The sequence below is a fragment of the Polynucleobacter sp. JS-JIR-II-50 genome (genome assembly GCF_018687895.1).
Classification (GTDB): domain Bacteria; phylum Pseudomonadota; class Gammaproteobacteria; order Burkholderiales; family Burkholderiaceae; genus Polynucleobacter.
The window spans coordinates 1,667,637-1,693,634 of the sequence record NZ_CP061307.1; the positions used below are offsets into that span (position 1 = coordinate 1,667,637).

Annotated in this window: 31 protein-coding genes; 6 read left to right on the forward strand and 25 right to left on the reverse strand. The window is 44.4% G+C overall.

What is annotated here, in order from left to right; all coding sequences use genetic code 11:
- Position 1 precedes the first annotated feature (1 nt).
- The 9 genes from FD963_RS08290 to FD963_RS08330 all read right to left on the reverse strand — a co-directional run bounded on the left by FD963_RS08290 (position 2) and on the right by FD963_RS08330 (position 5,830).
- A complete protein-coding gene (locus FD963_RS08290) occupies positions 2 to 754 on the reverse strand; it encodes a transporter substrate-binding domain-containing protein (RefSeq protein ID WP_215361844.1) in 753 nt (250 codons plus the stop codon).
- A 32-nt stretch (positions 755 to 786) separates the two neighbouring features.
- Positions 787 to 1,641 (reverse strand): metal-dependent hydrolase, encoded by an 855-nt coding sequence (locus FD963_RS08295; RefSeq protein ID WP_215361846.1) that lies wholly within the window; start codon positions 1,639 to 1,641, stop codon positions 787 to 789.
- A gap of 91 nt (positions 1,642 to 1,732) precedes the next feature.
- The gene (locus FD963_RS08300; protein ID WP_215361848.1) at positions 1,733 to 2,143 is read right to left on the reverse strand and encodes a carboxypeptidase regulatory-like domain-containing protein; all 411 of its coding nucleotides are present in this window, start codon (positions 2,141 to 2,143) and stop codon (positions 1,733 to 1,735) included.
- A gap of 77 nt (positions 2,144 to 2,220) precedes the next feature.
- Positions 2,221 to 3,201: a quinone oxidoreductase gene (locus FD963_RS08305; RefSeq protein ID WP_215361849.1), complete on the reverse strand. Its 981-nt coding sequence runs from the start codon at positions 3,199 to 3,201 to the stop codon at positions 2,221 to 2,223.
- 34 nt (positions 3,202 to 3,235) lie between these two features.
- A complete protein-coding gene (locus tag FD963_RS08310; RefSeq protein WP_215361851.1) occupies positions 3,236 to 3,679 on the reverse strand; it encodes a DUF2452 domain-containing protein in 444 nt (147 codons plus the stop codon).
- A gap of 39 nt (positions 3,680 to 3,718) precedes the next feature.
- On the reverse strand, positions 3,719 to 4,252 hold the full coding sequence (locus tag FD963_RS08315) for a superoxide dismutase family protein (protein WP_215361853.1): 534 nt from the start codon (positions 4,250 to 4,252) through the stop codon (positions 3,719 to 3,721).
- Between the two features lie 70 nt (positions 4,253 to 4,322).
- Positions 4,323 to 4,871 (reverse strand): DUF3833 domain-containing protein, encoded by a 549-nt coding sequence (locus FD963_RS08320; protein WP_215361855.1) that lies wholly within the window; start codon positions 4,869 to 4,871, stop codon positions 4,323 to 4,325.
- 3 nt (positions 4,872 to 4,874) lie between these two features.
- On the reverse strand, positions 4,875 to 5,423 hold the full coding sequence (locus FD963_RS08325; RefSeq protein WP_215361857.1) for a chalcone isomerase family protein: 549 nt from the start codon (positions 5,421 to 5,423) through the stop codon (positions 4,875 to 4,877).
- Positions 5,420 to 5,830, reverse strand: a complete 411-nt coding sequence (locus tag FD963_RS08330) for a thiol-disulfide oxidoreductase DCC family protein (protein ID WP_215361859.1) — start codon at positions 5,828 to 5,830, stop codon at positions 5,420 to 5,422. The genes FD963_RS08325 and FD963_RS08330 overlap by 4 nt, the downstream gene beginning before the upstream one ends.
- A 61-nt stretch (positions 5,831 to 5,891) precedes the next feature.
- Between FD963_RS08330 and FD963_RS08335 the strand changes: the two genes are divergently transcribed.
- Both FD963_RS08335 and FD963_RS08340 read left to right on the forward strand, forming a co-directional pair.
- Positions 5,892 to 6,266: a DUF2237 family protein gene (locus FD963_RS08335; RefSeq protein WP_215361861.1), complete on the forward strand. Its 375-nt coding sequence runs from the start codon at positions 5,892 to 5,894 to the stop codon at positions 6,264 to 6,266.
- A gap of 4 nt (positions 6,267 to 6,270) precedes the next feature.
- Positions 6,271 to 7,170 carry a histone deacetylase gene (locus tag FD963_RS08340; protein WP_215361862.1) on the forward strand — a complete coding sequence of 300 codons (900 nt, stop codon included), beginning with the start codon at positions 6,271 to 6,273 and terminating at the stop codon, positions 7,168 to 7,170.
- Between the two features lie 4 nt (positions 7,171 to 7,174).
- Here the strand turns inward: FD963_RS08340 and FD963_RS08345 are convergent, their stop codons facing one another.
- From FD963_RS08345 to FD963_RS08355, 3 genes are all read right to left on the reverse strand, one after another.
- A complete protein-coding gene (locus FD963_RS08345; protein WP_215361864.1) occupies positions 7,175 to 7,726 on the reverse strand; it encodes a phasin family protein in 552 nt (183 codons plus the stop codon).
- A gap of 177 nt (positions 7,727 to 7,903) precedes the next feature.
- Complete coding sequence (locus tag FD963_RS08350; RefSeq protein WP_251367214.1) at positions 7,904 to 8,554, reverse strand: hypothetical protein; 651 nt, start codon at positions 8,552 to 8,554, stop codon at positions 7,904 to 7,906.
- 12 nt (positions 8,555 to 8,566) lie between these two features.
- Positions 8,567 to 8,710, reverse strand: coding sequence for a hypothetical protein (locus FD963_RS08355; protein WP_215361866.1), 144 nt, complete (start codon positions 8,708 to 8,710; stop codon positions 8,567 to 8,569).
- Positions 8,711 to 8,823: 113 nt separating this feature from the next.
- On the opposite strand from FD963_RS08355, the gene FD963_RS08360 reads away from it, so the two are divergent.
- Positions 8,824 to 9,501, forward strand: coding sequence for a DUF1345 domain-containing protein (locus FD963_RS08360; protein WP_215361869.1), 678 nt, complete (start codon positions 8,824 to 8,826; stop codon positions 9,499 to 9,501).
- Between the two features lie 90 nt (positions 9,502 to 9,591).
- Here the strand turns inward: FD963_RS08360 and FD963_RS08365 are convergent, their stop codons facing one another.
- The 7 genes from FD963_RS08365 to FD963_RS08395 all read right to left on the reverse strand — a co-directional run bounded on the left by FD963_RS08365 (position 9,592) and on the right by FD963_RS08395 (position 16,313).
- Positions 9,592 to 11,385 carry an amidohydrolase gene (locus FD963_RS08365; RefSeq protein ID WP_215361871.1) on the reverse strand — a complete coding sequence of 598 codons (1,794 nt, stop codon included), beginning with the start codon at positions 11,383 to 11,385 and terminating at the stop codon, positions 9,592 to 9,594.
- A 128-nt stretch (positions 11,386 to 11,513) separates the two neighbouring features.
- Complete coding sequence (locus FD963_RS08370; protein WP_215361873.1) at positions 11,514 to 12,623, reverse strand: linear amide C-N hydrolase; 1,110 nt, start codon at positions 12,621 to 12,623, stop codon at positions 11,514 to 11,516.
- Between the two features lie 43 nt (positions 12,624 to 12,666).
- Positions 12,667 to 13,548: a hypothetical protein gene (locus tag FD963_RS08375; RefSeq protein ID WP_215361875.1), complete on the reverse strand. Its 882-nt coding sequence runs from the start codon at positions 13,546 to 13,548 to the stop codon at positions 12,667 to 12,669.
- An 18-nt stretch (positions 13,549 to 13,566) separates the two neighbouring features.
- The gene (locus FD963_RS08380) at positions 13,567 to 14,358 is read right to left on the reverse strand and encodes a hypothetical protein (protein ID WP_251367215.1); all 792 of its coding nucleotides are present in this window, start codon (positions 14,356 to 14,358) and stop codon (positions 13,567 to 13,569) included.
- A 123-nt stretch (positions 14,359 to 14,481) separates the two neighbouring features.
- The gene (locus FD963_RS08385) at positions 14,482 to 15,285 is read right to left on the reverse strand and encodes a hypothetical protein (RefSeq protein WP_215361880.1); all 804 of its coding nucleotides are present in this window, start codon (positions 15,283 to 15,285) and stop codon (positions 14,482 to 14,484) included.
- Positions 15,286 to 15,347: 62 nt separating this feature from the next.
- Positions 15,348 to 15,746, reverse strand: a complete 399-nt coding sequence (locus tag FD963_RS08390) for a hypothetical protein (RefSeq protein WP_215361882.1) — start codon at positions 15,744 to 15,746, stop codon at positions 15,348 to 15,350.
- Positions 15,747 to 15,773: 27 nt separating this feature from the next.
- A complete protein-coding gene (locus FD963_RS08395) occupies positions 15,774 to 16,313 on the reverse strand; it encodes an OmpA family protein (RefSeq protein WP_215361883.1) in 540 nt (179 codons plus the stop codon).
- 285 nt (positions 16,314 to 16,598) lie between these two features.
- On the opposite strand from FD963_RS08395, the gene ahpC reads away from it, so the two are divergent.
- The gene (ahpC, locus tag FD963_RS08400) at positions 16,599 to 17,162 is read left to right on the forward strand and encodes an alkyl hydroperoxide reductase subunit C (protein ID WP_072584055.1); all 564 of its coding nucleotides are present in this window, start codon (positions 16,599 to 16,601) and stop codon (positions 17,160 to 17,162) included.
- A 99-nt stretch (positions 17,163 to 17,261) separates the two neighbouring features.
- Positions 17,262 to 18,839 (forward strand): alkyl hydroperoxide reductase subunit F, encoded by a 1,578-nt coding sequence (gene ahpF, locus FD963_RS08405; RefSeq protein WP_215361885.1) that lies wholly within the window; start codon positions 17,262 to 17,264, stop codon positions 18,837 to 18,839.
- A gap of 69 nt (positions 18,840 to 18,908) precedes the next feature.
- Here ahpF and FD963_RS08410 read toward each other — a convergent pair whose 3' ends face one another.
- Complete coding sequence (locus tag FD963_RS08410; RefSeq protein ID WP_215361887.1) at positions 18,909 to 19,265, reverse strand: DUF1622 domain-containing protein; 357 nt, start codon at positions 19,263 to 19,265, stop codon at positions 18,909 to 18,911.
- Positions 19,266 to 19,373: 108 nt separating this feature from the next.
- On the opposite strand from FD963_RS08410, the gene FD963_RS08415 reads away from it, so the two are divergent.
- A complete protein-coding gene (locus FD963_RS08415) occupies positions 19,374 to 20,009 on the forward strand; it encodes an NAD(P)H-dependent oxidoreductase (RefSeq protein ID WP_215361889.1) in 636 nt (211 codons plus the stop codon).
- Between the two features lie 74 nt (positions 20,010 to 20,083).
- Here the strand turns inward: FD963_RS08415 and FD963_RS08420 are convergent, their stop codons facing one another.
- The 5 genes from FD963_RS08420 to FD963_RS08440 form a co-directional block, all read right to left on the reverse strand.
- Complete coding sequence (locus tag FD963_RS08420) at positions 20,084 to 20,656, reverse strand: phasin family protein (protein WP_215361891.1); 573 nt, start codon at positions 20,654 to 20,656, stop codon at positions 20,084 to 20,086.
- Positions 20,657 to 20,891: 235 nt separating this feature from the next.
- A complete protein-coding gene (locus tag FD963_RS08425) occupies positions 20,892 to 21,587 on the reverse strand; it encodes a nitroreductase (protein ID WP_215361893.1) in 696 nt (231 codons plus the stop codon).
- Positions 21,588 to 21,602: 15 nt separating this feature from the next.
- Positions 21,603 to 23,804 carry an OsmC domain/YcaO domain-containing protein gene (locus FD963_RS08430; protein ID WP_215361895.1) on the reverse strand — a complete coding sequence of 734 codons (2,202 nt, stop codon included), beginning with the start codon at positions 23,802 to 23,804 and terminating at the stop codon, positions 21,603 to 21,605.
- A 74-nt stretch (positions 23,805 to 23,878) separates the two neighbouring features.
- On the reverse strand, positions 23,879 to 24,532 hold the full coding sequence (locus tag FD963_RS08435; protein ID WP_215361897.1) for a cupin domain-containing protein: 654 nt from the start codon (positions 24,530 to 24,532) through the stop codon (positions 23,879 to 23,881).
- Positions 24,533 to 24,606: 74 nt separating this feature from the next.
- Positions 24,607 to 25,998, reverse strand: a complete 1,392-nt coding sequence (locus FD963_RS08440; RefSeq protein WP_215361899.1) for a 3'-5' exonuclease family protein — start codon at positions 25,996 to 25,998, stop codon at positions 24,607 to 24,609.

The window sequence follows — 25,998 nt, forward strand, 5'->3', positions numbered from 1 at the left end:
ATTATTTTGCTACTGATCTGTGATGAATGGGTGCTGCACATAAGCCTTGAACTTGGTATTGTCGAATCAAGTCGGTCACCAGACCGCTACGAATAAATTCTTCTACACATGCACTCAGAAATTCAATTGCTTCCACATTAGATTTATTGGTTGCGATTGCTTGCTGAATTCCAGTGAATTGTCCATTTAATATCCGCAAGCCTGGAGCTATTTTTGCAAACGACACCAGGCCAGTTTTCAGTCCAGCTAATGCATCTAAGTGCTCGCTCATGAAAAGCTCATTACTTGCTTGCACACTATCCGCATGCACCAAAGTTGCATGCTTTAAGTTGCGTTGCAACCAGAGGTCATATGCACTCTTAAAAAATGATGCAATTCTCACTCCTGGTTGGTCTACTTGAGAAATATCTTGGATCGGCGAATTCGCAGGCACTAAGTAAGTTGCCTCGAGCTCAGCATACGCAGGTGTAAAAGTAACCTTTTGAGCGCGCGCTGGATCGGAGCCCACCAAAACAATGCCGCACTTGCCGGTAGCCGCAGCATCTACCACCTCGTCTTGGGTTTCAAAACCCCTTAGGTCTAATTTCACATCCAGACGCTTTGCTATCGCGCGACAGATATCCGGCGCAATACCCGCAGGCTCGCCCGAAGACGTGCGACCAGTCACCAACAAGAAATTGCCGAGATAGACAGCAGCAGAAAGTACACCGTGAGGGGCAAGCTGCGCCCTCACTTCAGAAGCAATTAAATTCAAAATAATCCTTGGGATTGAAAATTAGAGGCTGCTCAGAATTGAACTGTTTCACCTTCAGTCATGGGGATAATTTTGATATTGCTGCCCTTCATAGCCGCCTGAAACTCGGCTAAGGTACCTTTAGTCATGGGGTTAGAGTTGTAATGCATTGGGATCACCATCTTTGGCTTCACCCAGGTGCGTAATGCATATGCAGCGTCATCAGGGGCCATTGTGAAATTTCCTCCAATCGGAACCATCACTAGATCGGGCTTGTAGTGTTCGCTAATGAATTTCATATCACTAAATAAGCCGGTATCCCCCATATGCCAAATCTTAAAGCCGTTCTCAAGCTCAATAATGAAGCCCATAGGCTCGCCAGCAGGGTGAGATTCTAATTTTTCTGTGGCCGGATTTTTCCAAACCAATAAAGAAGAGTGCTCTGCTTGAACTGCGGTTACCTTGATTCCAGGCGCAGGTGTTACGCGACCTGTTTTATTAAAGCGATGACCCAAGTCTGCTGGCAGAATTCCCAAAGTAGTTAGTGGTGTCACCATATCGGCTGGACCATACAACTTGATGTTATTCATCTTAGCCACAGCTGGCGCATCGCCAAGATGGTCAACGTGTGCATGCGTCACTAGCAACACATCAATCGGACCAATCGCTGCCAAATCATTCTTGTAAATCGGCGGTGTCTTAGGTCCGCCAGTAATCCAGGGATCAATCAGAATCATTTTTCCCTGAGGGGATTTAATCCGGAACCCTGCCTGCCCAAGCCATAGCGCCTCAGTCTTGCCCTGAGCGCCTACAGCTGGAGAATTCTGCGCATTGCTGAGTGAGGCTGTTGAAACTAATATTGCCGAAAGCAATACACCCAAACCGCTTTTAGTTGAAAAGCATTTCATTCATTCATCTCCTGATGATTGTAGTAATCAGGAAACTATAGACCAAATTGAATATTTAGACTTATGACGCAATGCGTCAATTTTCAAGGCATTATTTCCAGAAAAGGGAAACCTTTTGTGGTGAGTCGGATTTAATAGAAAGCGCCCTCTTTTGAGCCACTCCTTGATAGGCTGCCTCAATCACATAGTCACCAGACTCAAGATTAATCAACATATAAGGTCCATCTGCTTGTGCGTCAAAAATGAGTTGTTTTTTTGAGCTCATGATTTTGATACTTGCCCCGAAAATCCAGACTCCCCTGCCATTTTCTATTTGAGACATTTCTAATAGCAATGGCCATTGCTTTGCATCAGCTAAAATCGCAATCGTCTCACTCTCACCTACGCCACCAGTGATGTAAGAAATTCCCTGTGAATGCTGTGTCTCAGGAATTTGCGCCAAGGACAAGGAACTCAATATGATGAGTGGAGTGGCAATCAGTATTTTGAGAAGTGTTTTCATACTTCCATATTACGTCTGATTGACGCATAAAAAAAGCCCCGCATTCACGGGGCTTATGTACGCTAAGACACTTAAGCTTATGGCGTCATCACGATGGCGCCTGAAACTTTTCGTCCCTCAGCAGCACGATGCGCGTCAGCGGCTTGCTCTAAGGAAAACCTAGCACCGATTTGTACTTTGACTTGCCCTTTGGCGATTGCATCAAATACTGCTTTAGCGTTTTCCTTTAATAAAGCTGGAGTAGCGTTGTGCGGAAATACAGAAGGTCTTGTTAAAAACAGGCAACCCTTCTTATTTAAGATCTCTGGTTGAATTTCTGGGGCTGGACCGGAAGCAGCACCAAATAAAGCAACTGTTCCAAAGGGGGCAGCGCAATCTAAGGAGCCTAAGAAAGTAGTTTTAGCAACAGAGTCATAAACCACATTGGCTTTTTTTCCACCAGTGGCTTTAAGCACTTCTTCAACCCAATTTGATTGGGAGTAATCCACAACAGCATCGCAACCCGCTTCCTTAGCGGCTGCAAACTTTGCTGGTGAACCCACAGTACCAACAACAAATGCACCCAATGCTTTTGCCCAACCAGCTAAAATTTGACCAACGCCGCCTGCCGCTGCGTGCACCAGCACTACATCACCCGCTTTTACTTTATAGGTTTTCTGCACAAGATATTGCGCAGTCATTGCTTTAAAGAAAACAGCTGCGGCAACTTCATCAGAAATATTGTTTGGTAGAACAACTAATTTGTCGGCCGCTACATTACGTGCGCTTGCATAAGCACCGATCCCAGCATTCATATAAACGACGCGATCACCCACTTTTAAATCAGTGACGCCTTCGCCCAAAGCCTCAACTACGCCTGTTGCCTCATGTCCAAGACCGGTAGGCATTTCCAATGGATAAACACCTGAACGCTGATATACGTCAATGAAATTAAATCCAATAGCAGTCTGACGGAGCTGCACTTCACCTTTTGCAGGTGGCGGCAATTCTTTATCAATCACCTTGATTACGTCTGCACTACCTAATTCAGTAAGACTAACGACTCGAGCTTTTGTCACAGGTCACCTAATTATTATTTATAGAGAAAAAACATCATACAGTAAGGGCGCCAACAGAATCCTCTTCAATCACCGCCCAAGTGCTGTCACCCAACTTCTTTACCGCCATTGAATAGGTCCAGCCATCTGGAATTCCGCAACTCCATTCTTTTGGACCATTTTGAATCAATACATTAGTGTTATTTCTACCGTCATAGTACAGATGGTAAATTTTTCCATGAATAGGATTAAAGCCAAATTTAGCGCTATGCACCATCTCCGTAGCATCTAGCCTTGCTTGCAATGCTCTAGCCTGTTTCATCAAGACCTCAGCCTGCTCCATAATGCGATCGTACTCAAGCTTGGCGTTTTGGCGAGCTACGTTAACAGCCTTATCTTTTTCCTCAGTTACTTTGATAGGTGCAAATACCGGGGCACCCACCTCCATTGGATATTCAATCCCTGCATGTCGCGCTGGATCGGTATCTTCGATTCTCATGAAATGCCCTGTATGTACTAATTTAATAAATAGATGTGATTACTTAATCAAGCCACATGCAATACGTGGACCAGAATTTCCTGCAGGCTGAGATTTGTAGTCATCCGGATCTCTATGCACAACCACTGAGCGACCAACAATTCCATTTGGGCCTATATTTACAGCAAATCCATGTAACTTAGCCGTGTAAGTTGCGTTGCCATTGGCATCGGACTTAATGTTGGGTAAATCTCCCGCATGATTCATGCCGCTATTGGGCATGCCGTGGGATTTTGTTTCAGGATTGAAGTGACCACCTGCGCTGGTTGCATCCGGAGCAGAGCAATCGCCTTTTTCATGAACATGAAAACCTTGTTCTGAGTTTGGCTTTAATCCAGAAAACTTACCATTGATTAGGACATCGTTTCCTTGCCAGGTAAACATAACCTCGCCCTTAGCCCGAGAGCCTGATCTTGAATCTAAATTTGCGCTGGCTTTTTGCCCAGTACCTTGCTCCATCGTTTGGCATGCCACTAGTGACAAAACTCCTACGACAGATACAGCAAATGAAGCGTGCTTTAGTTTCTTAATCATCTTGGTCTCCTTGGATGAGGCGCCCAAAGGCAACCTCCAGGAAAGTGTGACACAAATCGTGCGCTTTTGCTTAGCGCTTGTAGAAGCTCAAAGTGACCTCACCCAAATCAATCCCAAACTTACTCATCTTGGCCTTATTAAGCATTACCTTGGGGGCAATTAAGTACATCCAATCATTAAATTGCACGTTATAAATAGTGCCATCTACCGGCAAAGCAAGGGTGTAGGTCCAGTTAAGCGCATTTCCCGCGAGCTGGCCTTGCGCTTCCCCCACCACATCATCGGCCCTACCAATGTAGTTGCCTGGAGATTGTTCAGTTAGCGTCCAGATGCGCGTTTGCTTTGTGCCATCAGAGTATTCAAAACGTTCGTCTAAGGTGCCGACTTTTTTACCTTCGACTACCGTCCAATTTGCTTTGATCAGCACAGTAAACCGCTTTTTAACTTCACCACTACGATCAGTAAAGATGCCATAGGCATCAATCGTTCCAGAAAAGTATTCACTTAGATCCAAAGCTGGTTTCTCGGACGCATATTGAGACACCTGAGGTGCAGAGCATGAGATTAACAGCGCCCCACAAAATATTGTGAGTGCAAGGCGTGTAAAAAAAGATTTCATAGCTTAACAAGCCTCATTAAAAAGTGGTGGCGGACAGTTCTGTCCCAATAATTCTGTTCTGAGTTTAGGGGCGCTTGTTTTGGGATCTAACCAAATTCCAAAAAATGCCTTTGAAAACTCTGCTCCAGGTATGTGTGCGATTTGCTTGCCATCATAATAAAAAACTGTCCCTTGCTTAAGGGAATAGACAGCCGTCAAAGTCTGCCCTGATTCAACATTAGGCAAGAATGATGCCAACTCCTTACCCCAAAGGGAAGCCTGATCATCAGGTACGCCAGTGCGCTTCATTTCCTCTGCACTCCGATTGGCAATCGATTTACCGGAGAAAGATTTTTGATAGCGCATATCCAATGCAAACTCAGAGGAGGACAGTGAGCCTACCCTATAAAAGGAAGCATCATAAATATGTAGACCCCACCAAGTCAGTCGGCCGCTTCCCTGAAGTTTTGCAGCACTTAAGTATGCCGGCACCTCCAATGGATCGCGAGCAAAGCTGAGCGGCACCAAGAAACTCAGTAGAGTGGCGATGAGAAGAGGATGAATTTTCTTCATTGCTGCGCTGACCTTGAACGAGCCTTCACCAATCGTAATGCTGCCGGTCCAAAGAGATTAGATATTGCATGCCGATTCTTGGCAAAAAAGAGATACGCTAATTTCAAGAATGGTTGAAGTGGCTTTCTTGAAAAGAACCAGGCCATACGAGGTAAGTTTGCACGACGATAGGCCTCAGGAAAAACTGAGATGCCTTGTATCAACTTGCCACTAGCAAATTGACCATACATCGCCGCCAATGCAGCCTCGCAGGATACCCCCACCTTTTGAGGGTCATACTGTTCTGAGTTAATGTCGACAAAGCCCAATAGATTGTCTTGATTGCGGCCCGATAAAAAGAGAATCTCCGCCTGGCACAACGGGCAAGCGCCATCGTAAAACAAGGTGAGCTTTTCTAATTGGGTCATTGTTCAGCAAGTTTACGGCTTATTCAATAAACTGGCTGACACGTTTATTTTTAAGGTTGCTATGCAAAAAGAAGTTGCGCTAAATGTTTTTGGTGAACCCCTCATTCCCTGCTCTTTCGATCCCCTAACAGGGTTTTTTAGGGATGGCTGCTGCAAAACCAATGAAGAGGATGTGGGCAGTCACTTAGTTTGCGCCATTGTGACAAATGAATTTTTGCAATTTAGCCTGCAAAAAGGAAATGACCTCATCACCCCAAGACCAGAGTATCAATTTCCAGGGTTAGTGGCTGGTGACCAATGGTGTTTATGTATTAATCGCTGGGTTGAGGCATTCAATGCCCAATGCGCACCATCCATCAAACTGGAAAGCACTCACATCAAAGCTCTAGAGACTGTCCCCTTGAATATCCTAAAAGAATATTCGAGAGAAATGTAAAAGCTTGAAAGCGTTTTATACCGACCATTTTGTATTGCCACTTCCTGAGGGTCATCGCTTCCCAATGGAAAAGTATTCGCGTTTACGTGATTTGGTGAGTGGTGAAAAAAATATTGTGCTTGTAGAAGCACCGCCTGCAACAGATACTCAAATTCTGTATGCTCACGATCCAAGCTATCTCATTAAAGTCATTGAAGGAAAGCTTTCTCTGCAAGAGCAAAGAGAAATTGGATTTCCGTGGAGCAAGCAGATGGTGGAACGTTCCCGTCGCTCAGCAGGCGCCACTGTTGCGGCAGCCAAAACCGCTTTACGAGAAGGTATTGCCGCTAATCTTGCGGGCGGCACCCATCATGCTTATCGAGATTCTGGCAGCGGTTTTTGCGTTTTCAATGATTCGGCTATTGCAGCCCGCACTTTACAAAAAGAGATTAGCCCATCTCTCAAGATTGCAGTAATTGATTTGGATGTGCACCAAGGAAATGGTACTGCGTCGATTTTGCAAAATGACGATTCTATTTTTACTCTTTCTATTCATGGGGAAAATAACTTTCCATTCAAAAAAGAAGAGAGCGATCTTGATTTGGGCCTAGAGGACGGTTGCGATGATGCCGCCTATTTATATGCCCTGCGCCAATCACTAGATCAACTGGATTCACGCTTCAAGCCAGACTGCCTCATTTTCTTAGCTGGTGCAGACCCCCATGAAGGTGATCGTTTAGGAAGGCTGAAGGTCAGTACAGCAGGAATGCACTTGCGGGATGAGACGGTATTTCAGTATGCATTGGATAGGCAGCTATCCATCGCATTTTCAATGGCGGGCGGCTACGGAAAGGAAATGACATCTACAGTGGATATTCACTTTCAGACCATTAAGACCGCCCTGCAATTTCAGAGGCAATATTAAATCTTTAGCTCTTCTTTTTTGAGGCGCTTTTTGGGCTGGCGAGATTACTGACATTCTCGACGCTCTTCTCAAAATTCGTAAATGAGTCTGCCATTGCAGCACGAATCAATTCGAAATTTTGTAACGCATTGTTAAATGAGGTTTTAAATACAGAGACATAAGCCTCGCTACCAAGTGGCGCATTATCCGTTGCATCATTTACAAAGTGAATTAAATCTGCCTTAGATTCTTGAATCATGGTTTCAGCTATATCAGCCAGCTCTTGATTGCCGCTTTTAAGCACCTGAAGTAATTGGTTGTGATACTGAGAGATCTCTTTAGCAGCATCCTGTAATACCTCAGAATGGATATACTCAAATGCCGATCGAGGGTCCTGGGTTTTCATTAACTCAGATACTCTCTTCTGAATCCTTCCAGCCAATTCCTGAGTTGCCTGCTGATTAATTTGTGCGATTGCCTGAGCACTTTCAATCGCCACACGCCCAGCCGCCTTGGTGGCGTCAATAGCTCTTTGTTGTCCTGGGATTGCATTCATATCAAGTGATTTCTTGCTCATATCAGCCTTTCAGATGGGTAATTTCAGATACCAATCTACTCTGGTTCAGGCGGGTTTCTATAGAGAAATACCAGTAGATCAAACCGATACAGGCAAAAGAAAAGCCCCAGACATGCTAGCTGGGGCTCTACAAATGCTGGGCCATAGATAGGCTCTGGCGCTTACTTTACGCCAAACTTACTTTGTATCTGGCTTCTTCTTTGGAAGACTGTTCAGGGTCTCAGCACTATTAAGCTGCTGGTCCACTAAATAGAGCGTGCCGCCATAGTTAGCTTGTAAATCGTATCCTGAGAGCCCCACTGTATAGAAGGTAATTTCGGGATTAAAGGAGCGAATCGTACCGCCAGAACCAGCAGAAAAATTCGCGTCTACATCGATGCCACCACGACGACCATCAATCGAGGTCAATAAAAACTGATCGATGGCTCCCGGGGTCTTAAAGATCGCCACCTGGTATTGATCTTGATAGCCAGCCCCCAAGCCCTCACCTGTTTTGAGTGCTTGCATAAAAATAGGCTCCTTGCGTCGCTTATCAAACAAGACACCCTCGCCACGGGCCACTACCAGCAAAACGATATTGACATTGGTAGTCGTAAATACTGCATAGCCAGCTGCCTGATCAATTTCTTTTTGAACATCCGGTTTTTGCTTGATCAATGCATCAAGACCCGTCTTCGACATCTTTAACGTAGCATCACGCTTTTGAATAATCTCTGCAGTAGTGAGTGGCTTACCATCCTGTCCAGTAGATTGGCAACCAGCCAGAAAGGCTGCTGCTAGCAAAGTTAGAGCAACGTATTTTGAAAAATATTTAAATGTAATAGTCATAGGAAAATTTATTTATACAGTTTGAATGGCGGCAGGGAGACGTAGGATAGACACGTCAGCCTCTGCAGGCTTAGTCAATATATAGGAGAAAACACAGGCTGCCAAAATAATGAGTGCGCCCGCCACTAAGCTCCAAGTTCTGATATTCGACTTCAATCTAACATTCCCCTCTTTATGTTTACCATCTGCATTCACTCCCAGATTCCATTTCAGGTGGATTTTTATTGCCCGGGTAATGCATTCCATTTTAAAGGCATACTAGAGCCACTATGAAAGTATCCCGTTGGACACAATACTGGCATCAAATAGGCGCCACTCACCGACTCATCATTGTTGCGCTCACTGGACTTGGATCTTATTTTGTCATTCCAGCTGATCAGAGCCCAATTGTCCGCTTAGCCCTTTCCTGGTTGGCTGCAGGAGGGTTCTACTTGATGCTGACCTACGTCATGATGTATTTCTCCACCCAAGAAAACATTCTTGACCTCTCGAAGAGAGAGGATGATGGTGCAGCGATGATTCTATTGATCATCGTACTTGCAGCCGTAGCCAGTTTAGTGACGATCGTGATCATTCTTTCAGGCATCAAGGCGCTTCCAACCAATCTTGCCATTCGTCATGTGGGGCTGGTTTTAGCAACCTACATCATTTCTTGGCTATATGTACACACAGCATTTGCCCTGCACTATGCACATATTTACTACCAAGAACTTGAAAAAACTAAAGAAGCGCCTTTGCTATTTGCCTCCAAGTTAAGGCCGACCTATGTGGACTTTCTCTATTTCTCCATGGTAATTGGTATGACTTGCCAAACCGCTGACGTCAATATTGCTAGCTCCAGAATCCGGTTCGTGGTTATGCTTCAAGGAATGACTGCCTTTGTTTTTAATGCCTCTTTACTTGCATTGGCTATCAACTTGATTTCAGGAGTAGTTGCACTTTCCTGAGTAACCATTGATTACTGGAAGCAACCTCAAAAGAAAATGCCAACCCTATGGTTGGCATTTTCAGATCTCCCTATACTTTATCTGGAAGCGCTACTCCAAAGGTCTAGGCTTCTTGGTTTCCGATACCGGAATGACTTTTCCACCCAAAACTGTCGCATAGACCCCAACATCTTTAATTTTGATTGCGGGAACAGTTTGTGGGTCCGCATCTAAGACCGCAAAGTCTGCGAACTTGCCGGCTTCAATACTTCCCACCTTATCCTCCACCCCTAATGTGTAAGCAGCATTAATGGTGATCATTTTCATCGCATCAGAGGCAGTTACCGCCTCCGCTGGAGCCCATACTTTGCCATCGTTATATACATCCTTACGGGTCACTGCAGTCCATGCCTCTTTTAATGGCACAGGTGCAGATACAGGCGCGTCCGAATGAATGGAGGTAACAATGCCATTACGAACCAGGGTGCCTAGTCGAGTCGCATAAGACACACGATCCATACCTAAAGCTGGATACTCCAATTTAGCGCGCTCGGAAATATAAGAAATATTGGCACTGACTACTGCACCAAGAGCCTTAATCTTCATCACCATTGCAGTCGATGGAATGCCGAAATGGTTAATCGTGTAACGATGATCAAAGCGTGGCTTGGCATCGATCATTAACTGCAAAGCATTAATAGAATTTTGATTGCCAATATCGCCATTACTATGAATATGAATGTGATAGCCAGCATCCCACCATGGCTTCATGGCAGCAGCAAAGTCTTGGGCTGACTTGTAGTTTGATGATCCCAGGCTACCATCGGTATAACCCGGGTGCTCCATACGCATGGTTTCTGGTAAGTAACCGCCATCACTATAGAACTTTACGCCCTGAAATATCAAACGGTCGTTGTCTTGCTGTTGTAGAGCCTGTGCTTCTGCAATCGCCTTGTCACCATACTTCTGAATAAAGGGCTCTGAGTAAACGACAGGCACAATCCGTAAAGCGCCTGCTGAAGATTGACTAAAAGCCTTGGCAATCTTGAGCTCCATCTCGATGTTCAAGGTTCCAAATGCTAAATCACCAGAGGTGGTGATTCCGCCCTGCTGCATGAGATCGCTCATATACAAATAGTCAGTCGGAATTTCACTTGGATTGAGAACATCTTTTCCTGCAACGCCCAAAATATAAGTTACTGCAGGGATTTCTAAGAACTGGCCATTTAATTGACCATCCTTATCAATACCAACGCCTTTCACATTCTTTACCTTCTCAGGCGTGATGCCATAGAACTTGATAAAAGCACTATTGACGTACATATCGTGGCCCGAAGCATCCCATACAACAATTGGTCTCGTGCTCGAAGCTTGATCTAAGAGTTGACGATCAGGCATCTTCCCCATAGCTACTACATCAAAGCCCCATGCCAACAGAGTCTTGCTCGGATCCTTGATGTCATCAGAGTATTTTTTGAGCTGCGTCATTGCTGACTGTAAATTGGCAACCCCAGGGAACGCCGGCCCCCACGGATTAGGCATGGGCGATGGTGTCAGCAATGGTTTGTTGAACAAAATACCGCCCAACAAAGGGTGTGCATGTGGTTCAATGAATCCCGGGTACATGACTTTATTAGCAAAATCCCGATTAATTTGCGTAGGGTACTTACTTGTCCAAGGCTTCATATCCTCCAAAGAACCTACGGACAAAATACGTCCGTCGGCAACAGCAACAGCAGTTGCATTTGGAATCGCCGGATCCATCGTGACAATTTTTTTAGCCACGAACACAGTGATATTGGTGACCTTAGGTGTTGATGGTGGATCAAGCAATTGAACCGCTGAAGCTAGGCTAGAGAAAAGGCCTAGTACACCGGCATAAATAATTTTAGACTTTAGATTCACTGGGAGCCTCTATCAAACCTTCATTTATAAAATACTAACCATGCGTTAATTGCAATCATCAATCTATTAAAAAAAGAAGCTCGACAAGCGAGCCTCTTTTTGATATCAGATGTCTTAGCTTAAATCCATCAATTCACTGGGACCAAAATCTTGGGCTGAGCTAATTTGACATACTTCATTTCTTTAGCATTCACATCCATTTTTTTCAGATCAAATGCATACGTATTATTGTTTTCAAACATCTTGACGTTGTAAATCATAGTTTTATTGTTCGCCACAATGCTCCATTCAGTTACCTCATAGCCGCCTGTGCCACCACCATAGGGATTGCTAGCTGGCAAGGTCACTGATCCAGGGGGAATATCAAAGCTTCCTAGAATGTGCCAAGCAGCACCGTCCATTTGGGCGTTGGTAAAGTTTGTTGGCACTGAGTTAGATAAAAATAGTGCGCGAATGAAGCGGCTTGGGCTCAGGAAATCGCCAGGAAGACCATGCAATCCATTACCAGAACTCGGTGCTGCGTAAGTTGCTCCATTAATGACTAGTGGTGGCTTCTCTACCTTAGAGAGATTGGCATAATTTCCAATGCTGTTAAGGTGATCCTGAAATGGGGGATCATTTGTCAATACAGTCGTTGGATTGTCCATGATAGATAATCCATTTTTGGAATACTCGACCACAATACTTTTGCCATTGCTGTCATGGAATGTGTAGTGCACCGGTGGAGTTTGATTCCCATAAACAGCCAACTTTGCGCCATTCACTTTAATCTTTGGTAGGCCAGCCTTTACTTCATCAACGGTAGCAAAATTTGTCAGCACATAAGTGAGCACCTGAACTGAATTAATGCTATTGGATGACTCAGCTTGAGTAACCGCCTGGTAAGCAGCACTATTTGGAAAATTTAATACGCCTCCAATCAGGCCTTTTTCATTCATACCATCTACCAACTCAGGCAAGCCAAGCGCATTCATGCCAGCTACTGCATATTTAGAATTCCAATTCAGACCAGAACCATATTTACCATCAACACCAATGCCCTTATGAGCATAAGCTCTTGGAATAGTCGTCAATTGCGAATTCAAGGGCAAACCAAATTCCATTGTGCGGCCATAAACATAGCCGCCATCGCTCCCTTTGAGTAAGAAGCTAGTACAAGCATCACTCATCAATGGTGCGAATGCCAAGGTCGCCGAAACCGAAGCGGCTAGTAATTTATTAAACATCCGTTTTTTCATAATTAACTTCCTATCTTTTATAAGTGGGAAACTCTGCAGCAAATTACTTAAGAACAACTAGTGTGGCCGTAGCACGCGCACCCCAACCAGATGGCCCACCGGGTGTATTGCTGACGTAATACATAGGACCAGCACCAAAGGAGAAAGGCACACCATCAATCACTACTAATTTGGAAACGCCTACATATAGAGGGTTAGATGTGCGATGCGTATCGTAGTTATATTGCGCTTCCATATTGGCTGTATATGTCCAAGCCTGTTTATCGGTGTAAGCAACAAAAGGTTGTCCGTACAGATTATTTTGCGTACCAAAAGTTGGGTTGCCGCCCACGTTCCATGATTGATAGCCAAGCAAGCCATAAGTCCATGGACCTTCACGATTCAAAACAACAGCAGTCACGCCGGCACCCGTTTGTTGCGAACCAAACTTACCGCTATTACCGGATGGTGATTGTGCATAGGGGCCAATACCCCAAATCCAAGAAGAGTTGGTATTGGGCGCATAAAAAGACTCGAGAGTTACGCTAGCAATGCCGTATCCAGAAAATGATTGGCCAGGCGCAGTTTGAACACTAGTTTCTCTAGCACCCGCAACAATAGGACGAACAATGAAAACATCGCCGCCACCTAGGTTGAATGGCATGACTGGCTGAAATAAAAGAGTCTGCTCAGAGCCGCCCTGATTTAGGCCTACACCGCGGCTAAACTGATATTGCAGCGGTACAGAAATCATATTAGCAATTGGATTTGCCAGCTTCTTAGCAATTTCAACGCTATCTACAGCCGGTTTAGCAGAAACAGTTACGGCGCCTGATTTCTCAGCAGCAATTGTGCCTGCACGTGCAGGAATTTCTTGAGCAAAAACTGAGGTGAATATAACTCCAAGCGCCAATAATGTAGCCGCTATTTTTAAAGTAGGTTTCATAAAATATTTAAAAGAGATTTAAAAGTGGAATGTTGCTGATAATTGTGGGCCTTGAAAGGTTGTCTTCTGAAGAAGGCCCGCACCGTTAGTCTTCGAGCTACTCATGTCATAGTAAAGACCGCGATAAACCAAGGAGACATCAACCCACTTTTCAATAGTCTTGCCAACACCAGCCATTGCCTGCCAAGTCACATTAGTTGTTCCACCACCACTACCAATATCAGCGTAGAAAGGGATATACCAAGTGGAATCTGCGATGCGATAGCGTCCTTTAAAGCCAACAATCGGATCAACAGTACTGACAGTCTTAGAGTCGCTTAATGAATAATTTGTTCCGTCAAGCGCAAGATTCAGTGTGGCGGTCATGCTAATCCAACGCACCCCCAATAAACCATCCACAGTAGCGTCCTTATTGTTTACAAGGTTATATGTAGCTGCGCCAGTCAACATGGTTTGTTGAAGGGTAGGCTTCATCGCTAGCTTAAAGTTGTAACCCGGCGCTGGAGTGACCGAGGTAGTACCACTCTTTTGCAATGTAGCGCTAACTAGATCAGCCATAATTCCCCAGCTACCATAATGAGCCTCCCCAGAAATCATTCCCCCAGACTTCAGATTACTAATAATGTTATTCATATTCACATCAGCAGTATTCAGGTATTGACCTTTGTAATTGAGTGTAGAACTAACATTAGGAAGCCAAACATACGGCGTTACATCAACAGTCCACTGATTGGAGATCTTGGGAATCGGAGTGAGCGCCTCATCTGCATGAGCAACACCTACAGACATGAAGATTGAAGATATAGCCATTAGAGATGTAAAAATTTTCTTATTCATAAAAGGATCGGTTTGATATAAGGTTAGCTAGGGAATATTTATACTAATTTTGGAAATAATTATAGTCTGTAGGCTTTACCGTTAAAGGCTTACGCTCTAGAAGTTATAGGAGATCTTCGCGTAGGTAGACCAGTCGTACTGGTGATAACTTTGAACCACTTGTTTGCTGGCGCCCACTGCAAATACCCATTGCCTTGCGAAGCGATGGGTCACCATGGCATCAATTGGCACAAACCACCCTCCACCAGCAGAGTTGTAAACCGCCCCGTTTTCATCCCAAAAACGCAGCATTGTGTTTGGAGATAGCTGAAAGCCAATGGTTGGGAATATTTGCAGGTTTCTGACCAATGCAGGCTGATTGGGGTTAATGGTTTGGCTATTATTTTTAGTATCAAAACCGTACATGTAGCGCAATAAGGGCGAGAAATCAGTCACGCCCAACAAGCTATCGACCTCAGGAATGAATGACCAGCCTAATTGGGGTCCAACCGCCCACTGCCCATTATTGCCAAATGGAAATACAAGGCGGCCACCAACCAAAGCGCCCAATGGCTTTAGAAAAGTTCGGTCCTGCCCCCAGATCGTGACCATGGTGTTTCCTGCGCTGTACTGCCCTGAATTATTAGCCGATGAAATAGAGTTGTAATTGGATGCATAAGAACTATCGAGACGTATACGTCCACGCCAGTCACCTGCCGCCAAGGGATTGTAGTAACGCAACTTCAAAATATTTTGATAGTTATCGTTACCGTCGTAATTGTGATAACCCCAAAACTCCAGCACCTTACTGTTTGTTAATTGCTGAGAATCATTATCAAATTTTGAGAGGGGAACTAACAAGTCCTCAGCATTACTTGCTAAGGCAAAAAGACTCATGATGAGTAATAAAAATAATTTCATAAAAAGGCGATGCCACCCTAAGGTGGCATTTATTACATTTAACTCATTAAATATTTTTCAGCTTACGGCGTTACAACATGCCAAACATTGTTGACGTTATCACCTGTCTTGTCACCAGGATTTTTATCCTTAACGAAAAAGTACAGCGGCTTGCCTTTGTATGTCAATTGCTTCTGACCATCGTTACGACTAATGTAGGAAAAGTCACCGGAGAGCTTAATACCAGGCTCTACGTAGACTGGAGGCCAGTTTGTAGCGCAAGTTGCTACGCACTCAGATTTGCCTGAGCCAGCCTGATCCTTATCAAAGGTATAAATGGTCTTGCCATAACTGCTGGTCAAAATGCCATTTGTTACTTTAATAAAATCTGCTGAGGATGTTTTGACATCGGGCGCGCTTGAGCAAGCAGCTAATCCCAATGCAACCATTACTACTGCGCAAAGTCTTAATAAATATTTCATTGTTGATCCTTTTAGATAAGCTACGAATTAATTGCCTGGGCCGACCAAGGTAACTTCAATACGACGATTCTGTGCACGACCTTCTGGAGTTGCATTAGAGGCAATCGGATTAGATTCACCCATGCCTTGCGCAGAAATAAGTCCCTGACTTACGCCCTTGCGAATGAGGTAGTCGACTACGTTATCTGCCCGCTTTGAAGACAGATCAAGATTGGTTGCAATTCCTTGCTTACGAAGATCAGCACCAATAGCAACGTTATCTGTATAACCACGAACCACTACCTTAGTATTTTTGAAGCCAGATAATGTTGGGGCCATCTTTGCCAATACCTGTTCGGCCTTAGCATTTAAACGATAGCCACCCTCTGGGAACAAAATTTTGTCGCGAATCGTAATGCGCAATTCACCCTGTAATTGACGAATTTCCACTTCGTCGCCTTGGTAGGCCTGTTGAAGCTGGCTATAGGCCTGGTCCAATTGGTTGTATTTGCCATCAGTAACGCAAGCAGTTAAGAGTGCAAGTGCTGCAATAGATATGGCAATTAATCCTTGTTTCATGAAACTCATGTCATTTCTCCAGATTCAGTAAAAAATTAGCCTTGTAGGCATTAAGACCACTATAGCCCAAAGGCTTACCCGAACCCTTCAAATACCCATAAAAAAATAGTAGTTTTCCTAAAGAATCCAGAAATAACCCGTTTTAAGCACGCTGTAGGCTCTGAAATCAATTATCTAAAAAATCGATCATAAATATCAAATTTATTCATTAGACAAATAAACAACTGAGGTTCAAAATTCATCCAGTTGCAGTAGTTACTAAAGAAATTGATTAACCAACACTAGGAGCACAGTATGTCCATTATTAATACCGCAGTTCAACCCTTCAAAACCGAAGCTTTCCACAATGGTAAGTTTGTAACTGTTACTGACGAATCCCTCAAGGGCCATTGGTCAGTTCTGATTTTCATGCCAGCAGCATTTACTTTTAACTGCCCAACAGAAATTGAAGATGCAGCCGAGAACTATGCTGAATTTCAAAAAATGGGTGCTGAGGTTTATATCGTAACAACCGACACTCATTTCTCACACAAAGTTTGGCACGAGACCTCTCCTGCTGTTGGAAAAGCAAAGTTCCCACTCGTTGGCGATCCAACACACACATTGACAAACGCTTTCGGTGTTCATATTCCTGAAGCTGGTTTGGCATTGCGTGGCACATTCATCATCAACCCAGAAGGCATCATCAAGACAGCGGAGATTCATTCAAATGAAATCGCTCGCGATGTTTCTGAAACATTGCGTAAGTTGAAGGCCGCTCAGTACACAGCAGCGCACCCAGGCGAAGTATGCCCAGCCAAATGGAAAGAAGGCGCAGCAACATTGACTCCATCTTTGGATCTCGTAGGCAAGATCTAAGTTAAATCAGTAATCAATAGACTCTCTTTAAGAGAGTCTATTGGAGAGGACCAGATCCTGCCCAATAGACTCACCTAAAAAATTCCTAAGGAAATCATCATGCTCGATACCAATATCAAATCCCAGTTAAAGGTATATTTTGAAAAGATCGTTAGCCCGATCGTTCTCGTGGCTAGCCTCGATGACAGCGACAGCTCTAAGCAGATGCTGGAGCTCTTAAATGAAGTGGCTGAGCAGTCTGACAAGATCAGCTTAAAAACTGACGGCAAGAGTGAGCATATTCCTAGCTTTACCGTTAGCAAGACTGATCAAGAGGCACGCATTACCTTTGCCGGCCTACCAATGGGTCACGAAATGACCTCTTTCATTTTGGCTATTTTGCAGGCCAGTGGCTACCCAGCCAAAGTTGAGCAAGAAGTGATTGATCGCATTACTAGATTGGATGGCAAGCTTAGCTTTCAGACCTTCATCTCTTTGTCATGCCACAACTGTCCTGACGTTGTACAGGCGCTGAACTTAATGGCAGCCCTCAATCCAAACGTTACCCATGAAATGGTTGATGGCGCCCTCTATCAAGGCTTGGTAGATCAATACCAAATCATGGCTGTTCCAACCGTGATTCTCAATGGTGAAGTATTTGGTCAAGGACGCATGAGCGTTGAAGAGATTGTTGCCAAATTAGATACCTCCACACCGAAAGAAGAGGCTGCGAAGCTTTCTGCTAAAGAGCCCTTTGACGTTTTAGTTATTGGCGGCGGGCCTGCTGGTGCTGCTGCTGCAATCTACGCGGCACGTAAAGGTATTCGCACTGGTATTGTGGCTGAACGTTTTGGCGGGCAAGTCATGGACACCATGGGTATTGAAAACTTCATTTCTGTAAAAGAAACTGAAGGGCCTAAATTAGTGCAAGCACTTGAGCAACATGTGAAGAGCTATGAAGTCGACATCATGAACTTACAGCGCGCCAATGCTTTGCGCAAAACGAATCATGGTCTTGAAGTGGAATTGGCTAATGGCGCAGTCCTCACTAGCAAGTCTGTAATCATCAGCACCGGCGCTCGCTGGAGAGAAATGAATGTTCCTGGCGAACAAGAATACCGCGGTAAAGGGGTTGCTTACTGCCCTCATTGTGATGGCCCTTTATTTAAAGGCAAGCGTGTTGCAGTGATTGGCGGCGGTAATTCCGGTGTTGAGGCTGCAATTGATTTAGCGGGGATCGTTAGTCACGTTACCTTAATTGAGTTTGATAGCAAATTGCGTGCTGATGCGGTGTTGCAAAAGAAGATGGCTAGCATGCCAAACGTAACCGTCATCATGAGCGCCCTCACCAAAGAAGTATTGGGTGCCAATGGCAAAGTCAATGGCTTGCGCTACCAAGACCGTACCAACAACACTGAGCACAATATTGAATTGGAAGGCATCTTTGTCCAAATCGGCTTGTTACCAAATACTGATTGGCTTAAAGGCAGCATTGATTTATCCAAGCACGGCGAAGTCATCGTCGATGCAAAAGGTGAAACCTCTTTGCCGGGAGTATTTGCAGCGGGAGACTGCACCACCGTTCCATACAAGCAAATCATTATTGCGATGGGTGAAGGTGCTAAAGCCTCGCTAGGAGCATTTGATTACCTCATTCGCTCATCGGTTACTGAGCCAGAAGACGCGGTTGCTGCGTAAGCAACAATTAATCTGCAGCAAAAAAAGGGAGTCTTTCGACTCCCTTTCTCGTTTAAAGCCCAATATGACTTATTCTGATTGACCTGATCTAGGTGCTTGCCATGGCCAGCGGCCATCAATCTCCAATGTCAAAGACCAACTCAAGAAACAACGAATTAATACAATGGCGCCCAGTACCGCCACACTGGTCAATGTTGGACTTATGGCTACCGTCCTAATCACATCACCCGCAACCAGGACTTCGAGCCCCAGAATAAGCGAGCGCACGATTTGTATGCGAAAGGTTTTATAAGCAATATCGGCCGTCTGCGTAATCAAGCCTTTTGCAAAACAGAAGAGGCCCCATAAAACACCGATGGACACCACGGCGACTCCAAGAGCATCCATCACATCGCTGACATCTCTAATAATTTCAATTTGATTCATATTTCGGTCTTTTGAGATTGAATGCCTACATATTAGCTTGTTTAGCACTAGCACTCGTTATAAATTACACTGTCTCACTATTGCTATATTAAATCCAAGGAAATCAGAATGAGCTTGATAGACAAATTACAGTGGCGCTATGCCACCAAGAAAATGGACCCCTCAAAGTCCGTACCGCAGGAAAAGGTAGAGCTAATACTGGAGGCCATTCGTTTGACTGCCAGCTCTAGTGGATTACAGCCGTATGAAGTGCTTGTGATTACTAATAAAGCTATTCGCGAGAAGATTAAAGCTATTTCATGGGACCAAACCCAGGTAGTAGATTCTTCTCACTTGCTCGTTTTTGCCGCCTGGGATACCTACACGGCAGACCGAATCAATCAATCATTTGATATGACTGAGAAGCTGCGTAACTTCAAAAGCGAAGCTGGTGACGTCTATCGCCAAAAGCTATTAAGTGGTTACACCGCAAGAGATGCTGAAACCAATTACACCCATGCTGCAAAGCAAGCATATATTGGACTTGGTACTGCCCTCATTGCGGCAGCCTACGAGCAGGTAGATTCCACGCCAATGGAAGGCTTTGATGCTGCAGCTCTCGATGAAATCCTCAACCTCAAAGAAAAAGGTTTGCGCAGCGTGGTCATGCTGCCGCTAGGATACAGAAAAGCAGACGAAGACTGGTTGCTTAACTTGAAAAAAGTCAGAAAGCCTAAGGAAGACTTTGTTACTTGGATTGAGTAATAAATAGAAGTATAGAAAAAGTAAAAGCCACCCAAGGGTGGCTTTTTTAACAGCAAAATTAACTATTCAGTTAATTAAGCAGCTTTGCGGCTTTTAGCAGCTGGCTTAGCAACAGCGTATTGACCTTGAATGTTTGCCAAAGCAGCATCAACACTCTTCTCAAAGTTAGCAAATGCGTCCGTTGCAGATGCGCGAACTTGGTCAAACTGTTGGAGTGAAGAATCAAATGCAGTTTTGAATGCAGAAACAAAAGCTTCAGAACCAGCAGGAGCTGTCTTAGTAGCTTCTTTAACAAACTTAACCAAATCAGCACGTGCGTCATCAATAGAAGCATCAACTACTTGAGCAACTTCTTTGTTACCGTTACGAACTACTTGGTTTACTTTAGCTTGGTAAGCAGCAGCATATTTAGCGGCTTCTTGAGCAGCTTCTGGCTGAGCTAATTTAGCTAATTGCTGTGGATCCTTGATTGCCAACAATTGTGAGCTTGTATCTTGAGCGGCAACTAAAGCATCTTTAGCAGCTGCTTGGTTGATTTCAGCTAATTCTTGAGCGCTTTCAACAGCAACTTGTGCCAAATGTTTAGCAGTTTCGATTGCTTTAGCTTGTGCAGAAGCGAGTTGGTCGTTTAATTGAGTTTGAAACATGATTTATCCTAACTTAAAGTAAATGAGGGTTTTTTATTGCGATGCACCATTTTAAGATCGCCATTTTCCAAAAGCAAGATATTTTTGTTGCAAAGCAACATATATTTTCTAAAACCCCATTTCAAGCCTTTAAATGAGGTTTATTGGGCAATTAAATTCTAATTTTCCCATATAGTTTTTAGGGGAATTAACTAGAAACTTCCAAAAATCATTAGCAATAAAGGGTTAGGCGCCCCTACTTTACCCAGGTAGTAAATTCCTCTGCACTGACTCTGGGAGTGTGAAAACTGTTCACTAAGGCGTTTTTGTCGGCATATCCTAGTGCCATACCGCACACAAGCATCTCATTCTCTTTCGCACCAACACAAGGCAGGATGATCTTTGCGTAATCATTCCAAGCGGCTTGTGGGCAGGTATCCAAACCCTCACCTCTGGCAGCAACCATCATATTTTGCAAGAACATTCCATAGTCAAGCATCGAGCCTCTACCAAGCTCCTTATCGATAGTGAAGAAGATGCAAACTGGCGCACCAAATGCCTCAAAGTTTTTTCGATGCTGAGCATGCATCTTGTCTTTATCGCCTTTAGTAATCCCTAATAAACCATACAAGCCCCAACCGTTTTCACGACGTCTATCTATGTAAGGGCTAAACCATTTGGTGGGGTAATAGTCGTATGCAGATTGATATTCTTTCGCCAACTCGGGATTAAGTGCAATGTCATCATAAGCAGCGCATACCTTTTTGCATAAATTATCAAGTGCCTCACCCTCTACAACATAGGCCTTCCAAGGTTGTGTATTGGTACCTGAGGGTGCTCGCGCAGAGATATCGAGCAGCTTGAGGATGATCTCTTTTGAGACGGCTTCTTTTGTAAAAGCTCTTACCGACATACGTGAGGTAATTGCCTCGGCAGCAGTTAATGTCTTCATCAAGATTCCTTAACTTTATTTAGCTTTAGCGCTACTAGCTCTTGCCTTATGTAGCTTACGATAGCTATCGATCAAACGATGGTGCCTATCTAGCCCCTCTAACTTCATACTCGTTGGCGTTAAACCGCAGAAACGAACGCTGCCATCGATTGAACCCAAAACGGCATCCATCCTAGCATCACCATACATACGGCGGAAGTTCGATTCATAGTCTGACATCTCTAATTCATCATCTAGGTGAACTTCAAGGGCAGCATCTAGGGCTTGGTAAAACAATTTACGCTCTACTGTATTGTCGTTGAACTGAAGAAAGGCACCCACTAGCTCATGTGCTTCCTCAAATTGCTTTAAAACAAGATGAATCAACAGCTTTAGCTCGAGAACAGTAAGTTGACCCCAAACGGTATTCTCATCAAACTCAATGCCAATTAATGTGGCGATATCGCCATACTCATCTAGCTCGTTATTTTCCAAACGATCCAGAAGTGCAGATAAACTAGCATCGTCTAGTTGGGATAAATTGAGAACATCCTTGCGGAACAGCAAAGACTTATTAGTGTTGTCCCAAATCAAATCTTCAATTGGGTAGATCTCAGAGTAGCCAGGCACTAAGATTCGACAAGCTGTTGCGCCCAGTTGATCATAGACAGCTACATAAGCCTCTTTGCCAATCTCTTTCAGAATACCGAACAGAGTTTGTGCCTCTTTAGCATTCGAATCCTCACCCCTGCTAGAGAAGTCCCACTCTACAAATTCATAATCTGATTTGGCGCTGAAGAAGCGCCAAGACACAATGCCACTGGAATCAATGAAGTGCTCCACAAAGTTGTTGGGCTCAGTCACAGCCTCGCTGGCAAAGGTAGGTGGGGGCAAATCATTCAGGCCTTCTAAGCTACGGCCCTGCAATAACTCAGTCAAACTTCTCTCTAAGGCAACTTCAAGACTTGGATGTGCGCCAAATGAGGCAAAGACACCACCTGTTCTTGGGTTCATTAAGGTGACGCACATGACTGGATAGATGCCGCCGAGTGATGCATCTTTAACCAATACCGGGAAACCCTGCTCCTCTAGACTCTGAATACCAGCCAGAATGCCGGGATACTTCGCGAGCACTTCCTGCGGTACATCCGGTAATGCAATTTCGCCTTCCAGAATTTCACGCTTTACTGCTCGCTCAAAAATCTCTGACAAGCACTGTACCTGGGCTTCGGCTAAGGTATTACCAGCACTCATACCATTACTGACGAATAAATTTTCAATCAGGTTGGATGGAAAATATACAGTCTCGCCGTCGGATTGCCGCACGTACGGCAATGAACAGATGCCGCGCTCTACATTACCGGAATTGGTGTCCACTAGATGTGAAGCTTTTAGCTCTCCATCTGGGTTATAAATGTTTTGACAGTATTCATCTAGAATTTCAGTGGGCAATGCATCTTTTTTGCCAGGCTTGAACCAACGCTCATTGGGGTAATGCACAAACTCTGCATTAGCAATATCCTCGCCCCAATATGCACCTGCATAAAAATGGTTATTGCTCAAGCGCTCGATATATTCGCCCAGAGCAGAAGCTAAAGCGCTTTCTTTGGTTGCGCCTTTACCATTGGTAAAGCACATCGGGGAATGCGCATCACGTATATGTAATGACCATACATTGGGAATCAGATTGCGCCACGAAGCGATTTCGATCTTAATACCAAGATTAGCCAAAAGACCCGACATATTGGCAATCGTTTCCTCCAGGGGCAGATCTTTACCCAGAATATGGGTGCTAGCACTAACGTCAGGCTTTAAGGTCAATAGACTCTGCGCATCAGCATCAAGATTAGCAACCTGCTCAATAACAAAATCGAGGCCTTCCTGCACCACCTTCTTAACCGTACAACGCTCAATTGAGCGCAGAATACCTTGTCGATCAGTTGCTGAAATATCGGTCGGCAACTCAACTTGAATTTTAAAGATTTGTTTGTAGCGGTTTTCTGGGTCGACAATATTGTTTTGTGAGAGCCGAATATTCTCGGTAGAAATATTCCGAGTTTCGCAATACAGCTTTACAAAGTAAGCTGCGCATAAAGCAGATGAGGCTAAGAAGTAATCAAACGGCCCTGGGGCAGAACCATCGCCCTTATATCGAATTGGCTGGTCAGCAATGACCGTAAAGTCATCAAACTTTGCCTCTAGACGAAGCTTATCGAGAAAATTGACTTTAATTTCCATGGGGATGATTCCAAAATAGTGCGAAAGATGACATGAGCGCTATTATCTCCCGCAACACCATTACCGTCACCGCATCAGTCGAGTAGATGACCAGTCTTTACAAAGATAGTGCAGCCTTCTTTGCTAAAAGGCTGATGAAGACTCATATGAGGGCTTCTGATCCAGGAACCAGCAGGATAGCGCCCATGCTCATCCTCAAATACGCCTTCAACCACAAAGATTTCCTCACCGCCGTAATGTTTATGGGGATTGAAATAGGTCTGAGGAGCCCACCGAACTAAAGTAGATCCGCTGCCTTGTTGCATTAGTGGCATTACATTAAGACCTGGAACCATACCCTGGTACCAAGGAGCAGTTTTGGTATTAATGACCTCTCGCTCCACTTGATCTGGACCCAGATGTCGTAGCTTCACAAACAGAGTGCAGCCAGTTTGACTAAATGGCGCATGAGAGGATCCGGGGGGATTCATGAGATAGGTGCCGGCAGGGTAGTCTCCTGTCTCATCACTAAAGACACCATCTAAAACCAAAATCTCCTCACCAAATTCATGGGCGTGAGTGTTAAATTGGGCTCCTGGTTGATAGCGCACGATAGAGGTTGCCTTTGCTACTTCATCACCGATACGATCGAGCATGCGACGCTCAACCCCAGGCTCGGGACTAGGAACCCATGGTAAGTCATGGTGGTTTACAACAACTTTCTTGCTGTAATCAGAATTAATATTCACTTAGGACATTTCATATATACAAACATAGCTAAGCATAGCAAGCAAATAGAGTTGATGCTGAATAGGCCCTCAAATCAGAGCTCTATCACTTTATTTTTATAAGCTCCAGCCAGGGCTTTTTTCAATATCTTATAGATATCGAGATCAAAATCACCTTCTCCAAACTCAGCCAATTCATGAAGTTCATCGTGATTGATAGCGGTACCCAGGTAACACCACCTATCTACCACGATCATCTCATCACCCTCTTTAATGGCAATAGCTCCGGAATAAGGCCATACCTGCACCTTGAATAAGTCCATTACCGTCCTCAATTGCAGATTGTGCATGGCAACCGGTTTGAGATTGAGACAAGCTCCCTCACATTGCTTCACCTGATACCCAAAACAAGATTTGCCGTCCAATCTTTTTTCAAGCCCTAATAGCGCTTCACATAAGTGATGTTTTTTTGCAATCGCTTTTAAGTAAGAGTGCGCCTCTCGCTTGCTATAAAACAAACCGTATAAGTTCTCTTGCAAGCCGGGGGCAAGATGATGGTGTGTAACCAGCTGGGGAACAAGGACTCCAGATGCATCTTCCTCCAAACGCCATGCGCATAAATCCTTAGATTTACGAAGCTTGATATTCATTACAGGCATGCGCTCTTTGATTAATTTGGATTCAAGAATTAAGGCGCCCAACTCACCACTAGTCTCAATCCAATCAATGTCGCGAACTTGCAACGAAAGCTTCATTTCCTTACGCTGTGTTAATGCCCCCTGAAAATGTCCCATCACCCTACTGCGTAACGAGATACTTTTACCAATATAGAGTGGGATCTTGTTATCCCCATAAAAGATATAACAACCTGGGCCATCCGGAATTAAATCTACTGCATGCTGATCAATGTTTGGAGGAAGACTAGGGTTGCCAATCAGCTGGTTAATTGCCTGATTTAATTTATCAAACCCAAATTGGGATTCGCACACTCGCCAAAACTGAAGCAGTAGATCTGCATCGCCAAGTGCACGGTGCCTAGCACCCACTTTCAGGCCGTGGGCACTAATAAGAGTATCGAGATTATGGCGAGGCTGCTCTGGAAACAACAATCTGGAGAGTTTTACTGTACATAAAACTTTTGGCTTAAAGTCAATTCCGATTCTTTTAAAGGAGGCTTTGATAAACCCATAATCAAATCTAGCATTGTGAGCAACAAATATTTTTCCCTGAAGCTCTTTTGCCAACTCCTTAGCGATCTCAGAAAAACATGGTTGAGACTCGACCATGGATGGGACTATGCCCGTCAGTTTTTGAATGTTTTGTGGAATAAAGACCTGGGGGTTAATTAACCTTTCCCATACATGAATCTCATGACTTGCCAGGGTTTTAATCCCTATCTCTGTAATTCGATCACGCTCAAAATTCGACCCCGTGGTTTCAATATCAACAAATGCTAAATCAGGGTATGAGTGCGGCTTAACGTCCAC

Bases quoted from the DNA above. Each gene is read 5' to 3' on its own strand.
- FD963_RS08375 (WP_215361875.1), bottom strand. From the start codon at position 13,548: ATGAAACCTACTTTAAAAATAGCGGCTACATTATTGGCGCTTGGAGTT.
- FD963_RS08335 (WP_215361861.1), top strand. From the start codon at position 5,892: ATGCAAAAAGAAGTTGCGCTAAATGTTTTTGGTGAACCCCTCATTCCC.
- FD963_RS08345 (WP_215361864.1), bottom strand. From the start codon at position 7,726: ATGAGCAAGAAATCACTTGATATGAATGCAATCCCAGGACAACAAAGA.
- FD963_RS08320 (WP_215361855.1), bottom strand. From the start codon at position 4,871: ATGAAATCTTTTTTTACACGCCTTGCACTCACAATATTTTGTGGGGCG.
- FD963_RS08395 (WP_215361883.1), bottom strand. From the start codon at position 16,313: ATGAGTTTCATGAAACAAGGATTAATTGCCATATCTATTGCAGCACTT.
- FD963_RS08425 (WP_215361893.1), bottom strand. From the start codon at position 21,587: ATGAAGACATTAACTGCTGCCGAGGCAATTACCTCACGTATGTCGGTA.
- FD963_RS08330 (WP_215361859.1), bottom strand. From the start codon at position 5,830: ATGACCCAATTAGAAAAGCTCACCTTGTTTTACGATGGCGCTTGCCCG.
- FD963_RS08390 (WP_215361882.1), bottom strand. From the start codon at position 15,746: ATGAAATATTTATTAAGACTTTGCGCAGTAGTAATGGTTGCATTGGGA.
- FD963_RS08350 (WP_251367214.1), bottom strand. From the start codon at position 8,554: ATGACTATTACATTTAAATATTTTTCAAAATACGTTGCTCTAACTTTG.
- FD963_RS08385 (WP_215361880.1), bottom strand. From the start codon at position 15,285: ATGAAATTATTTTTATTACTCATCATGAGTCTTTTTGCCTTAGCAAGT.
- FD963_RS08325 (WP_215361857.1), bottom strand. From the start codon at position 5,423: ATGAAGAAAATTCATCCTCTTCTCATCGCCACTCTACTGAGTTTCTTG.
- ahpC (WP_072584055.1), top strand. From the start codon at position 16,599: ATGTCCATTATTAATACCGCAGTTCAACCCTTCAAAACCGAAGCTTTC.
- FD963_RS08310 (WP_215361851.1), bottom strand. From the start codon at position 3,679: ATGAGAATCGAAGATACCGATCCAGCGCGACATGCAGGGATTGAATAT.
- FD963_RS08370 (WP_215361873.1), bottom strand. From the start codon at position 12,623: ATGAAAAAACGGATGTTTAATAAATTACTAGCCGCTTCGGTTTCGGCG.
- FD963_RS08360 (WP_215361869.1), top strand. From the start codon at position 8,824: ATGAAAGTATCCCGTTGGACACAATACTGGCATCAAATAGGCGCCACT.
- FD963_RS08430 (WP_215361895.1), bottom strand. From the start codon at position 23,804: ATGGAAATTAAAGTCAATTTTCTCGATAAGCTTCGTCTAGAGGCAAAG.
- FD963_RS08300 (WP_215361848.1), bottom strand. From the start codon at position 2,143: ATGAAAACACTTCTCAAAATACTGATTGCCACTCCACTCATCATATTG.
- FD963_RS08420 (WP_215361891.1), bottom strand. From the start codon at position 20,656: ATGTTTCAAACTCAATTAAACGACCAACTCGCTTCTGCACAAGCTAAA.
- FD963_RS08415 (WP_215361889.1), top strand. From the start codon at position 19,374: ATGAGCTTGATAGACAAATTACAGTGGCGCTATGCCACCAAGAAAATG.
- ahpF (WP_215361885.1), top strand. From the start codon at position 17,262: ATGCTCGATACCAATATCAAATCCCAGTTAAAGGTATATTTTGAAAAG.
- FD963_RS08380 (WP_251367215.1), bottom strand. From the start codon at position 14,358: ATGGCTATATCTTCAATCTTCATGTCTGTAGGTGTTGCTCATGCAGAT.
- FD963_RS08410 (WP_215361887.1), bottom strand. From the start codon at position 19,265: ATGAATCAAATTGAAATTATTAGAGATGTCAGCGATGTGATGGATGCT.
- FD963_RS08315 (WP_215361853.1), bottom strand. From the start codon at position 4,252: ATGATTAAGAAACTAAAGCACGCTTCATTTGCTGTATCTGTCGTAGGA.
- FD963_RS08295 (WP_215361846.1), bottom strand. From the start codon at position 1,641: ATGAAATGCTTTTCAACTAAAAGCGGTTTGGGTGTATTGCTTTCGGCA.